Origin of the sequence: Amygdalobacter nucleatus (genome assembly GCF_029167365.1) — a bacterium.
GTDB classification, from domain to species: domain Bacteria; phylum Bacillota; class Clostridia; order Saccharofermentanales; family Fastidiosipilaceae; genus Amygdalobacter; species Amygdalobacter nucleatus.
Window position 1 is genome coordinate 205560 of sequence record NZ_JARFNM010000001.1, and the last position, 13762, is coordinate 219321.

At 41.7% G+C, this 13762-nt stretch carries 14 protein-coding genes; all 14 read left to right on the forward strand.

The annotated features are described in order from the left end of the window. Nucleotides 1-158 precede the first annotated feature (158 nt). Nucleotides 159-1409: a cell wall hydrolase gene (locus tag PYS62_RS00875; protein WP_066715084.1), complete on the forward strand. Its 1251-nt coding sequence runs from the start codon at nt 159-161 to the stop codon at nt 1407-1409. 120 nt (nt 1410-1529) lie between these two features. Beyond that, nucleotides 1530-2930, forward strand: a complete 1401-nt coding sequence (alr, locus tag PYS62_RS00880) for an alanine racemase (protein WP_066715087.1) — start codon at nt 1530-1532, stop codon at nt 2928-2930. A gap of 187 nt (nt 2931-3117) precedes the next feature. Beyond that, nucleotides 3118-4239: an ABC transporter ATP-binding protein gene (locus PYS62_RS00885; RefSeq protein ID WP_066715089.1), complete on the forward strand. Its 1122-nt coding sequence runs from the start codon at nt 3118-3120 to the stop codon at nt 4237-4239. A 190-nt stretch (nt 4240-4429) separates the two neighbouring features. Continuing rightward, nucleotides 4430-5566, forward strand: coding sequence for a PucR family transcriptional regulator (locus PYS62_RS00890; protein WP_066715091.1), 1137 nt, complete (start codon nt 4430-4432; stop codon nt 5564-5566). A 204-nt stretch (nt 5567-5770) separates the two neighbouring features. Further along, nucleotides 5771-6937, forward strand: coding sequence for a cell division ATP-binding protein FtsE (gene ftsE / locus PYS62_RS00895; RefSeq protein WP_082714386.1), 1167 nt, complete (start codon nt 5771-5773; stop codon nt 6935-6937). A 30-nt stretch (nt 6938-6967) separates the two neighbouring features. After that, nucleotides 6968-7861 (forward strand): permease-like cell division protein FtsX, encoded by an 894-nt coding sequence (ftsX, locus tag PYS62_RS00900; RefSeq protein WP_066715093.1) that lies wholly within the window; start codon nt 6968-6970, stop codon nt 7859-7861. A gap of 11 nt (nt 7862-7872) precedes the next feature. Then, entirely contained in the window at nt 7873-9201 is a 1329-nt protein-coding gene (locus PYS62_RS00905) for a murein hydrolase activator EnvC family protein (RefSeq protein WP_066715095.1), read from the forward strand. A gap of 21 nt (nt 9202-9222) precedes the next feature. Then, nucleotides 9223-10167, forward strand: coding sequence for an Hsp33 family molecular chaperone HslO (locus PYS62_RS00910; protein ID WP_066715097.1), 945 nt, complete (start codon nt 9223-9225; stop codon nt 10165-10167). Between the two features lie 416 nt (nt 10168-10583). Further along, the gene (gene rpsJ, locus PYS62_RS00915; protein ID WP_066715099.1) at nt 10584-10895 is read left to right on the forward strand and encodes a 30S ribosomal protein S10; all 312 of its coding nucleotides are present in this window, start codon (nt 10584-10586) and stop codon (nt 10893-10895) included. 56 nt (nt 10896-10951) lie between these two features. Beyond that, nucleotides 10952-11596: a 50S ribosomal protein L3 gene (gene rplC / locus PYS62_RS00920; RefSeq protein ID WP_066715101.1), complete on the forward strand. Its 645-nt coding sequence runs from the start codon at nt 10952-10954 to the stop codon at nt 11594-11596. Nucleotides 11597-11609: 13 nt separating this feature from the next. Continuing rightward, entirely contained in the window at nt 11610-12236 is a 627-nt protein-coding gene (gene rplD / locus PYS62_RS00925) for a 50S ribosomal protein L4 (protein ID WP_066715104.1), read from the forward strand. After that, entirely contained in the window at nt 12236-12592 is a 357-nt protein-coding gene (gene rplW, locus PYS62_RS00930) for a 50S ribosomal protein L23 (protein WP_066715106.1), read from the forward strand. The genes rplD and rplW overlap by 1 nt, the downstream gene beginning before the upstream one ends. A 25-nt stretch (nt 12593-12617) precedes the next feature. Then, nucleotides 12618-13451, forward strand: a complete 834-nt coding sequence (rplB, locus tag PYS62_RS00935; RefSeq protein ID WP_066715108.1) for a 50S ribosomal protein L2 — start codon at nt 12618-12620, stop codon at nt 13449-13451. Nucleotides 13452-13465: 14 nt separating this feature from the next. After that, the gene (rpsS, locus tag PYS62_RS00940) at nt 13466-13747 is read left to right on the forward strand and encodes a 30S ribosomal protein S19 (protein ID WP_066715110.1); all 282 of its coding nucleotides are present in this window, start codon (nt 13466-13468) and stop codon (nt 13745-13747) included. The last annotated feature ends 15 nt before the right edge of the window (nt 13748-13762 follow it).

Consider the following 13762-nt stretch of genomic DNA (forward strand, 5'->3'; position numbering starts at 1 on the left):
AAATATTATGTTGGCCTTGCAATAATTTTGTTGAACTGATAGAATGACCATTATTAAAGCAATGTTAAATTTGTAATGCGGTTGTAATTTAACTCTTAATTGCTTTCTAACACGAATTTATGTTCGCTTAATCTTGAGTTAAGTGGACAGGAGGCAAAGTGAAACAGAACAACTACGAGCACATCGCAATCTATGATGCCAACAGGAGTAATGTTGCTTCACAACGGTTGCAGGCTAAACAACAACAGAACAAACAACATAAGCTGTTAACGTATAGCAGTGTTGTTGCTGTCAGTGCGCTTGCTTTATTAAGCTCAACGGTGCTTCTGCCTCTTTTTAAGCAGCAGAATTTAGACACAGAAGTACATGCTCTGAATGAGAATAATCAAGTTATTACCGAAACTGTTACTCAAGCCACTCAACCTAAGGTTGTTAGCAGCAAATTAGCAGATCAGAACAATTTATTCCAAAATTATGGCACAGAAGCAATGCATCGTTCCAATGATGAACAAGAGAGGGCTTTGCTTTATCTGTTACATAAGACATCTGAGGTAGAGGGGAAAGCTACGGAAGAAGTGCTCAAAGTTAAAGAACTTGAGTGGGATAACGATATAAAGACCGTAGTGAACAAGCCTGCAAATACTAAGCATAAATCAACTTCAAAGGCTAATAGTAAACAAGTTACGAACAAGACCAAAGCTACTAAGCAGACAGAGCCAACTGAAACTTACATACTGGAAGTAAAAACTAGCGAAGTTAAGCCAACAGCTACTAATTCAGTGGCTAAGCCTAAGTTAGCTCCAGTTAAACAACCCGTAGTGCATAGTACAGAACCAGCTGATACTAAGTTTGTTAAAGCAACAAATGCTACAGAGTCAGTAGATGATTTTGCAAAAGACTTAACAGATAGAGAATTGATGTATTATATCGTTATGGCTGAGACAGGTTATGCTGATACTGATTCAATTTCACTTGTAGCTCAAGTGATTGTCAATCGCACGCATGTTTTAGGTGAAAGCTTAAGATCAGTTTTGACTTCTCCTGATCAATTCTCATGCTATGAGAATGGTTCATACAAGCGCAATGCTCCAACAGCTCGCGTCAGACAGATTTGCGATGCAGCTTTAGCAGGTGCGCCAATTGGTCAATATGTTTTGCCAAGAGATGTTATCTTCTATTGCACGGTAAATTATTACACCACGCGTCCGACATTCTTTGTTGGCTTGAAGCGCATCTTAAAGCATAATACGCAAGTGTTCTTCGCTCCATCTACATCTAGTTCACAAGCGATGGATAACTGGGAATTGCCAGCTGAAACGAAGGCAGAGGAAGAACTCCCCAAAATAGAGGATGATAAAGATCCAACAGTCATTCAAGCTAACTCAGAGTTAGAGAAGATACTAGAATAGTTATTACAAAGTCTATATAGGCACATTGACAAGGATGGTAATTAAATACCATCCTTGTTCATTTTTTGAGGTATACGGTTAGAGGAAGAGTGCCTATAATGTGGCAATAGAGGTACTCTTATGAATGATATTAAACTAAAACTGGCAGAATTTAATAAAATAGCGCGCAATTATCTTTTGGTGGATTTAGATCAGGCTAAAGAGAATGCACAGGCTATTAAGTCCTATATAGGGCCAGAGACGAAATTGCTAGCTGTTGTCAAAGCAAATGCTTATGGCCATGGTGTATTGGAATGTGCAAGAGCTTTTATAGCAGGTGGCGCAGACTATCTAGGTGTAGCTGCTGCCGATGCTGCTTTGTATTTGCGTAAGTCAGGCATCACCGTGCCAATTTTGATGTTTTCAGATGCTGAACAGCTTAATTATCCAACATTGGTTGCCAATGACATTGAGCCTGCTGTATATAGTGCTGTGGTTGGGCGTAAGCTGAGTCTAGCTGCTCAAGCTCAGCATAAACAAGCGCGTTACCACTTAGTTGCTGATACTGGTATGAGCCGTATTGGCTTCCCTAGTCGCTTAATGCTAAGTGCATTGAATGAGGCAGATTTAGCTAATTTGAATGTCTCAGCTGATTTACAAGCAGCACTTGATTTGTGTCGTACACAGCTGAAAAAATTACGCTCAGCGGGCTATTTAATTGAAAATTTGTCTAGAGAGCTTCTGGAGGAAGCTAAGCAAGATTGGCAGACAGTAAGACAACTATTAGCTGATCCTAATTTAAGTTGTCAGGGTATTTTTTCCCACTTTGCCAAAGCTGATTGCCTAGGCGAGGCAGCTTCCAAACGGACAGAAGAACAGTATTTGCTTTTAAGCGCATTTGCAGCTTACCTCATAGCTTTAGGTTACAAGTTACCGTTAAGACATATAGCCAACAGCGCCGCAACTGTGCGTTACCCTGAGTATTATCTTGACATGGTACGACCAGGCTCTGTTTTGTATGGGTTACCACCAGCTAACAGCCCAGCCAAATTGCCAATGCATGTTAAGCCAATTGCCAGATGGTTTGCAAAGATTGATAGAATCTTTGTATTAAGGGCTAACCAAGCTGTTAGTTATGGCGGCTTATGGCAAAGCGAGACAGATACGCTAGTTGGCGTATTGGCTGTTGGTTACGCAGATGGCTATCGTCGTAACTTGAGTAACAAAGCCTATGTTCTTTTACCTACTGGCGAAAAAGCAGAGGTGTTAGGTCGTGTCTGCATGGATTATTGCATGGTTAAATTACCTTGGTCATATGCTAAAAATTTGCGCCAGGATATTAGCCAGTTAGAGCCTGTTGAGATTATGGGCGATGGTAGCAATTTGGCATTGACGGCTGATAATTTAGCTGAATTAGCCGACTCTTTTAATTTGGAAGTTTGTTGCAGTGTAGCAGCGAGAGTTCTGAGAGTGTATTTGCAGGATGGCAAAGTCAAATCCAAACGCAGTTATTTGTTTGACACAAACAGTGGTGCATTCTAACTAGTCAATGTGCTGAAATAAGTTGTACATGTTGCATAAGTTTTTAGTAAATAGTGCGGCTTAGCGAGCTCAAATTGCTTGATTACACAAAAAAAGGCGCATATTTTTGTTGCTTTCATAAATTGTTATCTTTTACCTTATAGGTTAAACTCTTAACAGTAAAGAGAAAAAATGCTTGGAGGCAGATATGGCAAAGGTTTCATTGAAGAACGTCTATAAGCGCTATGAGGGCGGATTTGTAGCAGTCTCTGATTTTAATTTGGAGATTGATGATAAGGAATTTATCATTTTGGTTGGCCCTTCTGGTTGCGGTAAATCAACAACTTTGCGTATGATCGCTGGCTTGGAAGAGATTACAGATGGCGAGATTTACATTGGCGATAAGTTAGTTAATGATGTACCACCTAAAGATCGTGATATTGCGATGGTTTTCCAGAACTATGCTTTGTATCCACACATGACAGTGTTCGATAATATGGCGTTCGGTTTGAAATTGCGTAAGATTCCTAAGGATGAAATTAAGCGCCGTGTCGAAGAGGCTGCTAAGATTTTGGAAATCAGCCACTTGTTAGAGCGTAAACCAAAGGCTTTGTCTGGTGGTCAACGTCAACGTGTTGCTTTGGGCCGTGCTATCGTGCGTAACCCTAAAGTCTTCTTGATGGATGAGCCTTTGTCCAACTTGGATGCTAAATTACGTGTACAGATGCGTGTTGAGATTACTAAACTGCATCAGCGCTTAGCTACAACTATTATCTACGTTACTCACGACCAGACAGAAGCTATGACAATGGGTACACGTATTGTTGTTATGAAAGATGGCGTTGTCCAACAAGTTGATGACCCTACACAGATTTATCAACATCCAGTTAATACATTCGTTGCTGGCTTTATTGGTATGCCACCAATGAACTTCATTGATTCTGAGTTATCAGAAGATAATGGTCGCTTGTATGTTAAGTTCGCAGGTACGCGTTTAGCTTTGCCTAATGATAAATACAACATTGACAAAGTTCGTGCTTACATCGGTAAGCCAATCATGCTAGGCTTACGTCCTGAAACAATCAGCGATGCTAAGGAAGAGGTTGAGAAAGGCCGCGAGACACATTCTACTTTCGAGGCAAATGTTGACGTCTTGGAGCGTTTAGGTGCAGAGACTTATCTCTATGTTTCTGTTGACAATGAGAACTTGGTCGCACGTGTCGATCCAACTACTTCTGCTACTAAGGTCAATGATCAGATTGAATTAGTGGTCAGCACCGACCGCGTTGTACTCTTTGATAAAGAGACAGAGAAGACAATTATTTCATAATTAAATTGGCTTTTAAGATTAGCCGTCTGCGTTTGCAGGCGGCTTTTTGCTTTATATGGACAGATTGAACGGAAAAACAGGTCCTTTTGTTGAAATTAGCTAAAAATAGTTTTATCTTGAGTTTCTTTTTGCTAGAATAAAGAGAGTATCATAACTTGCTTGAGAGTTAGCGGGAGGTATGGACGTGGACATGGAATTAGAAGTTCTGGAAAAGTGTATTCAGGATATGCAAGTAATTTTAGATCGGATGGTAGCAATTGTTAGCCCTGATGGTAAGGTCATTGCTGCTACCAATGAGGAAGAAGTTGGACGTGTTTATCCTAACGTCGCAGTTTTCTTTGCTAGTGCTGATAAAATTGCTGTACAAGATGAAACAACAATGATGAAGTTACATATCAGTGGCCAGCCTAAATTTGCAATCGTGATTGATGGCACTGATAATCAGGCTCACACATACATTAGTTTAATTAACCGTTGGCTCTTAGCAGAATTGGAAGATGAGGTCCATGAAGCTGACTTCAACGCCTTCTTGAAAAATATTTTACTTGAGAATGAGTTGCCTGGTGATATTCCACTGAAAGCTCGTGATTTTAAGATTGCCTATGCTGCTAAACGTTGCGCTTTCTTAGTTAGCATTGATGAGAATGAATGCCAGAATGTGATTGATATTTTACGCAGCTTATACCCGAATCGCCAGCAAGATTTTATCCTGCCGATTGATCAAGAGAATATTGTCGTGCTCAAAGATTTACAGCGTGATCAAGATGGTAATTTCTCAGTTGATCTGTCGATTGATGAAGTTGCTGAGACCATTTTGAACACGTTGAAAGCTGAATTGATGACGTCCTTCCATATCGGTGTCGGTACTATGATTGAGACACTCAAAGATGTGGCAAAGTCCTATCGTGAAGCTACGTTGGCCCTTGTAATAGGCCGTATCTTCTCACCTGAGAATGATATTATGAAATACGAGCAGTTAGGTTTAGGCCGCTTGATTTACCAGTTGTCACCAACTCTATGCAAGATGTTCTTGGATGAAGTTTTCCCTGACAATTCCTATTTCCAGTTGGACAATGAAACATTATTGACGATTGATAAGTTCTTTGAAAATAACTTGAACGGTTCTGAAACTTCCAGACAATTGTTCGTACACCGTAATACTTTAGTATATCGTTTGGACAAGGTTCAGAAACTGACGCGTTTGGATTTGCGTAAGTTCGATGATGCTGTTTTGTTCAAGCTGGCAAGTATGGTTCGCTTGTATTTAGAGTATCAGGAACGCCAAAATTTCGGTGATAAAGATGATAAACGCTTAATGAGACGTTGAGTTTGTGCGCATGTTTTTAAACCAAACTATCCGGTCAAATTTGACCGGATTTTATTTTAGTACCATAATTAAATTTTAATGCAGCGATAAAAATGAATGTTTTTAAATTGTTGTGCTTTTGTTTAACAAGCAACTTATATTTTTGCCACAATTTGCTTGTTATTTTAGTGAATAATTATAGTTACGTGTAATAAGGAGGCGGCAATGATTGAATTTGATCACGTCAGCATGGCTTATCAGCTGAGTGAAGAATTAGCGTTAAAGAATGTCAGCTTCAAAGTTGAGCGTGGTGAGTTTGTCTTTATTATTGGCTCAAGTGGTTCTGGTAAGTCGACAATTATTAAACTTTTGACATGCGAAGAAAGACCATTAAAGGGTGAGATAATTGTTAATGGCTTTAGTTTGAATACAATTAAGAAGAAGCAAATTCCGTATTTGCGCCGCAATATTGGCATGGTTTTCCAAGACTTCCGCTTGATTCCATCCAAAACGGTCTTTGAGAATGTTAGTTACGCAATGGAGATTGTCGGTGCTAGCCGCAAAGCTATCTTGCACCAAGTGCCGATGGTTTTGTCTATAGTTGGTTTGCGTAATCGTCAGTCAGCTTATCCGTATGAGCTATCTGGTGGTGAGCAGCAACGTGTAGCTATTGCTAGAGCAATGGTTAACCGCCCGATGATGATTTTAGCCGATGAGCCAACTGGTAACTTGGACCCTGTCAACTCTGAAAGCATTATGGCTTTGTTAGCAGAGATTAATAAGAGCGGCACTACAGTTTTGGTCTGCAGTCATGATAAAGACTTGGTCAATCGTATGAAGAAACGTGTCATTATGATTGATGACGGTATGAAAATTCGTGACGATAGCGAAGGTACTTTTTATGCCGAGCCTAATTATCTACAGGCAACTAGCGAACAAGTAGAGCCTTCAAGCAAAGAGCTTGATGAGAGCCAGCAAGTTGCTTCGAATAATTCTGAAGAAACAATGTCAACTGCTTCTTCACAAGCTGAAACGACTGAAGTTGCCGATACAACGACAGATACAGCTGCTTCTACAGCTAACAAAGAGCTTGGAGCTGAAACAGCATTGCCAGTTAGCACCAAGCTGAATGTGAGCCGTGTCTCTGAGCAAGCTGAGCCTACGCTGGAGCGCAAAACGGTTAATACGCAAGCTGGAACGAATATGCAGGCTAGGTCGTGGACAGAGGCGGTTCGAAATAGCCTCTACCATGAACAAGAGGCGGATGATAAGCTTTTTAGCAATGCCCAAACTGAAATTGAACTGGATGGAACGAATACATCTGGTCAGAAACAGCAACGTAGCAATTTAAGCAGCGAACGCATAGAGCGCTGGGGGAAACGCCGCTTCTAAATTTAACAGTGGTCATGACTAGGAAGAATTATGAAGATTAATACATTAGGTAACTTATTTAAAGAGAGTATTAAAAATAGTGTGCGACATCCGTTGGTAACAATTGCGTCTATAACCACGGTGGCTTTGATGCTGTTGATTCTTGGCGTATTTACTATTTTTTCTATGAATATCACGCAAATTCTTGACCGCGCTGGCCAACAGCCAACAGTTGAGATTTATGCTGATTACGATATTACAGAACCGCAACTGCAAGCCATTTGGCAACGCCTACAAAGCTCAGAGAACGTCAAGAGCGCTGAGATGCGTTCCCCAAAACAGAACTTGGAGATTTTTCGTGAAACGTTAGGTGACAAAGCTAGTGTCTTGGATCGCTTGAAAGCTGATCGTTTGCCTTATAGCTTTATAGTACAGCTGAAAGATCCATCTCTGTTGGATAATTTCCGGGTTGAAATTAGTTCACAGCAGGGTGTGCGTGATGTGCGCTATGCGGGCGAACTTTTGAATTTCTTTGCCAAGGCTCAAAACAGTGTGAACATTGCCTTTATCATTGCCTTTGTGGCTTTAGCATTGATCGCTATGTTCATTATTTCTAACATGGTGCGTGTGTCAGTGTTGGCGCGACGTGAGGAAGTTCAAATTATGAAATATATCGGCGCAACAACCTTGTACATACGCATTCCATACGTGTTTGAAGGCGCGCTTGTGGGCTGCATCGGTTCGTTTATAAGTAGCATCATGGTCTATTTCATTTATGCTAGTGTTTACCACAAATTGATGAACGGTGTTGATGTTAATTCATATTATGCTTTGGTTGACGTAGCAGCTGCCTTTTGGCCATCAGCTTTAATTTGCCTTGTCTTTGGTGTGCTGATTGGTTCAATTGGTAGTGCTATTTCTGTCAGACGTTATGTCCAAGTCTAAAAGGAGCAAAAATGAAGAAAATTACTCAAAAATTAGGTCGAAAGAGAGCTGGCTTTTTAGTAGCGCTTTTGGCTACGGCTTTATTAATGTGGCCGACAGTTCCACTGAAAGCTACTGATTCTTTAACTGCTAAAGAACAAGAAATTCGCCAGAACAAGCAGCAAGCTTTGCAAAATTTGCAGCAAGCTAAGATTAGAGCAAACAGTCAGGCGAGAGATTTCGAGTCACTCAAAAAAGAAGTTGATGAGTTAAGAGAAAAAGGTAAAGCAAGCGAGGGTGAGGTGGCTTACCTGCAAGGCACTTTTGACAAAGCTTTGCAGGAGCTTGAACAAGCCCAGTCTGTTTATGAGCATGCTGTAGCTGAGATGGAGCGCCAACAAAAATTATATGAAGATCGCTTGGTTGTCATCTTTGAAACAAGGAATGACAATAGCTGGTTGAACATTTTGATTAGCTCTAAGAACTTGCAGGCTTTCCATACCCGTTATGAGTTAAGCCGCATCATTGCGGACAATGATAAACAAGCTTTAGACAGCTTGGAGTCAAGCATGGATTATGCTAAATTGAGCAAAGACAATGCCAAAAAGACGCAAGAACAAGCTGACAAATTGCTTAAAAATGCTAAGAAGCAATTGGAAAATTTACGCAATGATATTAGTATGAGCGAACAAAATTTGCTTGAACAGCAGAACAAATTGTCACAAGCCCAAGCTAATATTAAGAGCTTGGAAGCAAGCTCGGCTAACTACGATGCGCAACTCAAACAAATTGGTGAAGAACGTAAGAGACAAGCAGCTGAACAGGCTAAACGCATAGCTGAGATGAAGCAGGGAGTAGGTAAAGGCTTTGTTAAACAGGTAAGCAATAGCAATTTCAAAAATGCGCCAACCCCACAAGCTCCAGTGAATAATGCACCAACAAGAGCCACAGGTGGCTGGGCTTTCCCTAATGCTTATAGCAGCACAATCACTTGTCCATTTGGTTACGGCGACAATGTCCTGAGCAATTCCTATTTCCATCGTGGCGTTGACTTTCAAGCAGCCTTTGGCTCAAACGTAGTTGCAGCCAGCAGCGGTACAGTTACTAAAGCATATAACCCATATGAAGGCCAGAATACATCACCAGGTTCTTATGGCAACTACATTGTTATTGACCACGGCGGCGGAATTGTAACACTATACGGCCATTTGAAAAATGTTATGGTTTCAGAAGGCCAACAGGTGCAAGCGGGCCAGCTAATTGGTTGCGCAGGTTCAACTGGTAACTCAACTGGACCTCACTTGCATTTTGAAGTGCAGGTCAACGGCAACTTGGAAAATCCAATGGGTTACCTTGGCTGATAGCTGTTTTAGGAGTTTGGAATGGGCGAGAGCAAATACCAATTTAATGATATTCGCGATAAAGAAGACATCCATCGCTTGGGTGATCATGTTCTGTATGCTGAGGCGTGGCAAGGCGAAATAAGGCTACTTGCAGTCGATTTGACTGAGAGTATGCGCAAATTGCAAAAAATCCATGACTTGTCGCCCAGCGCAACAGAAGCGTTAGGTGAGTTAAGCTTAACTAGCTTACTTTTAGCTAGCGACTTGAAAGACGAATCAGCGTGGTTAGGTATGAGCTTGCAGACAGCTGGAGACTTAGGTCGTTTGCAAGTTGAATGTCAGCAGAATTTGCATTTTCGTGCCAAAACATCTAGCCCACATGCTAAAGTACATATCAACGCAAATAAGCAACTTGATATTAGTGAGAATTTAGGTGGAAGTGGCCGCTTGCAAGTTATGCGTAGCTTTTCGCCGAGCTTGGCACCATTCATTAGTCAGGTTGAATTACAGCCAAGTGGACTCACGCAGACCTTAGCCTATTACTTAGCTAAAAGTGAGCAACGCCGTAGTTGCTTGATCTTGCAAATTGGGATGAACAAAGACGGCATCAGCTTTGCAATTGGGCTTTTACTTGAAGCTTTGCCACTTGCAACAGATAAAAGCATCGAGCGCTTAGAACAACGCGTGAATAATATGCCTACACTTAGCTGGTTTGTAGAGAATAAGTTCGATACAGCTCAAATTCTTGATATGCTGATGATTGATGAGAACATCAAATATCTCAAGCGCCAAGCTGTCAAATTAGCGTGTAGTTGTAGCGCCCGAAAAATGCAGGCAGCATTGTGCAGTTTGCAAGCAGCTGATTGGCAGAGCTTACTCAAAGAAAAAGAACTTACAATGTCCTGCGACTATTGCAAACGTAGCTACACTTTTAAACAAGCTGAGTTAGAAAAGCTCTATCAATCTACACATAAGCAGATTTAGGCGACGCAACACACGAATTTACAAAAAGTTTACTAATTAATTGCCAAAGAAGCCCTCATTTACCGAGCAAAAGCTTGTTGTGAATGGGGGCTTTGCGTATAATGTTAGGGTATGTTTAATACATATACAGATGAAACTCAAGATGGCTGAGCGAAATACTGCAACGACTCAGGGAACTTGAGTGGATGGAGTTAAGCTTCGAGCTTAACGACGAACTTTGTTCGAGTAGGGTAGAGCATTAACACAGACTTCTTGCTACAAATTTTGTTTGTAGCTCAGTTTAGAACTGATTGCTTGGTAGCGTAGAGAAGCGACTGTAACTAAACCCAGGCACGATGATGACTTGGGTTTTGTTATGAGTTAGGTTTAAACACCCGGAACGAGTGAAGCAACGAAAGCAGCAAAGGAGAAAAGTTATGGCAAAAAATCAGAAGATCAGAATTCGTTTGAAGGCTTTTGATCATGAAATTCTTGATTTGTCAGCAAAAAGAATTGTTGAAACAGTGGAGCGCACAGGCGCTAGTGTTTCTGGCCCAGTACCACTGCCAACACGCAAAGAGGTTGTTACAATCTTGCGTTCCCCATTCAAGCACAAAGACTCACGTGAACAATTTGAGTCACGTACACATAAGCGCTTGATCGACATTTTTGCACCAAGTCAGAAAACTGTTGAGGCATTGATGAGCTTGGATATGCCCGCAGGCGTTAACATTGAAATCAAGCTCTAATCGAGCTTTGGTCAAGTTCGGAAAATCCGAACCAATAACCATGGAGGTATAAATTAATGAAAGCTTATATGCTTGGTAGAAAAGCTGGTATGACACAGCTTTTCGGAGAAGATGGCAAAGCTGTTCCAGTAACTGTTATTGAGTGCGGCCCAATTAAGGTTGTACAAAAGAAGAGCGTCGAAGTTGACGGTTACACAGCTGTTAAGTTTGGTTTTGGCGAAGCTAACGCTAACCAAGTTAACAAGCCAGACAAGGGCCAGTTCGCAAAGATCGATGCTGAACCTATGAAGTTACTCGCAGAGTGCGTTGTAGATTCAACAGATGATTATGAAATTGGTCAGGAAATCAAAGTTTCAGATAGTTTGAACTTAGGCATGCTCGTTGATGTCAGCGGCTTGTCAAAAGGTAAGGGCTTCGCTGGTAACATTAAGCGCCACGGCCAAAAAGGCGGTAAAGAAGCTCACGGTTCTAAGTATCATCGTCGTGTCGGTTCTTTGGGTGCATCAGCTTATCCAGCTCGTGTTCGTAAAGGTAAGAAGATGCCTGGCCATATGGGTGCTCGCAATGTAACAGTTCAGAATTTGGAAGTTGTCTTAGTTGACGGCGAACGTAATATCTTGGCTGTTAAAGGTGCTGTTCCAGGTCCACGTGGCGGCTGGCTAGAGATTCGTGCTGCTGTTAAGGCTGGCAAGCAGGAATAGGAGGAACTGGGAAATGGCTAAATTAGATGTATACAATAAATTAGGTGAAGTAGTTGGCCAGATCGAATTAAGTGATGCGATTTTTGCCATTCAACCGAATGAAAGTGTTGTACACCAAGTTGTAAAACAACAATTGGCAAACAAGCGCCAAGGCACTAGTTCCACATTGACACGTAGCGAAGTTAGAGGCGGCGGCCGTAAGCCATGGCGTCAAAAGGGTACAGGTCGTGCTCGTCAAGGTTCTATCAGAGCTGCACAATGGGTCGGCGGCGGTATCATTTTTGGACCTAAGCCACGTAATTATTCTTTCGCAGTGCCTAAGAAGCAACGCCGTTTAGCTTTGAAGAGCGTGTTCTCAAGCAAATTGGCAGCTGACAGCATTAAGGTTGTGGAAGATTTGAACTTGGAAGAAATCAAGACAAAGGCATTTGTGACTGTTTTACAAGCTTTGAAACTTGATAACAAGAGTATGTTGATTGTTGAAGCTGGCGAAAACAAGAATTTGCAATTGTCCGCTCGCAACTTGCCACAAGTAGCAACTTGCCGTGTCAATACATTGAATGTTTATGACATTTTGAGCAAGGACGTCTTAGTTTTGACTAAGGAAGCTGCCTTGAAGATTCAGGAGGTATATGCGTAATGAAAACTGCTCATGATGTAATTTTGAAGCCGATTATTACGGAACATTCCAGCAGCGAAATGGCTGTTGGCCGTTATACCTTCCAAGTAGCAGTTGATGCTAACAAGGTTGAAATTAAAGATGCTGTCGAGAAACTTTTCAATGTCCGCGTTTTAGACGTTTGCACAATGAACAAGCCAGGTAAAGCAAAGCGCGTTGGCGTACACCAAGGTGTATCTGCTCAATGGAAGAAAGCAATTGTTAAGATTGACTTAGAACCAAAGGCAGCAGCTTACTTGACAAAGGGCGGTCAAAGCGTCGCGGTTGACAAGAAGTACAAGACAACAATTGAAGAATTCGGTTTTAATCAACAGTAACCGTTAAGAACAGGAGTGTATTAATATGTCAGTAAAAAGTTTTAGACCTACTTCTCCAGCTGTTCGTAATATGACGGTGGCTGATTTCTCAGGTCTGACTAAGAAAGCACCAGAGAAAGCTCTCTTGATTAGCAAGGGCAGCCAAGCTGGTCGCAATTCGTATGGTCGTATCACTGTCCGTCATCATGGCGGCGGTAACAAACAAAAAATCCGTCTCATCGATTGGAAACGCAATAAGGATACAATCCCAGCTAAGGTTGCTGCTTTGGAATATGATCCACGTAGAACAGCTCACATTGCGCTTTTGTATTACGCAGATGGTGCTAAGGCTTATATCTTGGCTCCAGAAGGATTGCATGTTGGCGATACAGTTGTTAGTGGCGTTGAGGCTGATATCAAAGCCGGTAACTGTTTACCACTTGAGAACATCCCAGTTGGTTCAATGATTCACAATATTGAGATGAAACCAGGTAAAGGCGCTCAGCTCGTTCGTACGGCTGGTGCTGCTGCTCAACTCTTAGCTAAAGAAGAAAACGGCTTTGCAGTTTTGCGTTTACCTTCTGGTGAAATGCGTAAGATTTTATTGAGCTGCCGTGCAACAATTGGTGTTGTAAGCAACGCAGAACATGAGAATGTTAAAATCGGTAAAGCTGGTAAGACGCGCCACATGGGTCGTCGCCCATATGTACGTGGTGTTGTTATGAACCCTAACGATCACCCACATGGTGGTGGTGAAGGTAAGTCTCCAATTGGTTTGCCATCCCCTGTTACACCTTGGGGTAAGCCAACATTGGGTTATAAGACACGTAAGCACAACAAGAAATCAGATCGCTTGATCGTAAAGCGTTGTAAAGACTAAGGGAGGCAATAGTAATGAGTCGTTCGACAAAAAAAGGTTATTTCGTTGCTGAATCTTTGATGAAGAAAATTGTGGCAATGAATGCAGCCAATGACAAAAAAGTAATCAAGACTTGGTCACGTACTTCGACTATCTTCCCAGAAATGGTCGGTCATACAATCGCTGTCCATGATGGTCGCAAGCATGTTCCAGTTTATATCACTGAAGAGATGGTTGGACATAAGTTAGGTGAATTTGCACCTACACGTACATATCGTGGCCATGCTGGTTCTGGATCTGAAAAGACAGCACGTTAAGAGGAAGGAGAAAAA

Coding starts and splice junctions, on each gene's coding strand:
- rplD (WP_066715104.1), top strand. CDS start 11,610: ATGGCTAAATTAGATGTATACAATAAATTAGGTGAAGTAGTTGGCCAG.
- alr (WP_066715087.1), top strand. CDS start 1,530: ATGAATGATATTAAACTAAAACTGGCAGAATTTAATAAAATAGCGCGC.
- PYS62_RS00905 (WP_066715095.1), top strand. CDS start 7,873: ATGAAGAAAATTACTCAAAAATTAGGTCGAAAGAGAGCTGGCTTTTTA.
- PYS62_RS00890 (WP_066715091.1), top strand. CDS start 4,430: ATGGAATTAGAAGTTCTGGAAAAGTGTATTCAGGATATGCAAGTAATT.
- ftsX (WP_066715093.1), top strand. CDS start 6,968: ATGAAGATTAATACATTAGGTAACTTATTTAAAGAGAGTATTAAAAAT.
- rpsS (WP_066715110.1), top strand. CDS start 13,466: ATGAGTCGTTCGACAAAAAAAGGTTATTTCGTTGCTGAATCTTTGATG.
- rplW (WP_066715106.1), top strand. CDS start 12,236: ATGAAAACTGCTCATGATGTAATTTTGAAGCCGATTATTACGGAACAT.
- rplB (WP_066715108.1), top strand. CDS start 12,618: ATGTCAGTAAAAAGTTTTAGACCTACTTCTCCAGCTGTTCGTAATATG.
- PYS62_RS00910 (WP_066715097.1), top strand. CDS start 9,223: ATGGGCGAGAGCAAATACCAATTTAATGATATTCGCGATAAAGAAGAC.
- PYS62_RS00885 (WP_066715089.1), top strand. CDS start 3,118: ATGGCAAAGGTTTCATTGAAGAACGTCTATAAGCGCTATGAGGGCGGA.
- rpsJ (WP_066715099.1), top strand. CDS start 10,584: ATGGCAAAAAATCAGAAGATCAGAATTCGTTTGAAGGCTTTTGATCAT.
- ftsE (WP_082714386.1), top strand. CDS start 5,771: ATGATTGAATTTGATCACGTCAGCATGGCTTATCAGCTGAGTGAAGAA.
- rplC (WP_066715101.1), top strand. CDS start 10,952: ATGAAAGCTTATATGCTTGGTAGAAAAGCTGGTATGACACAGCTTTTC.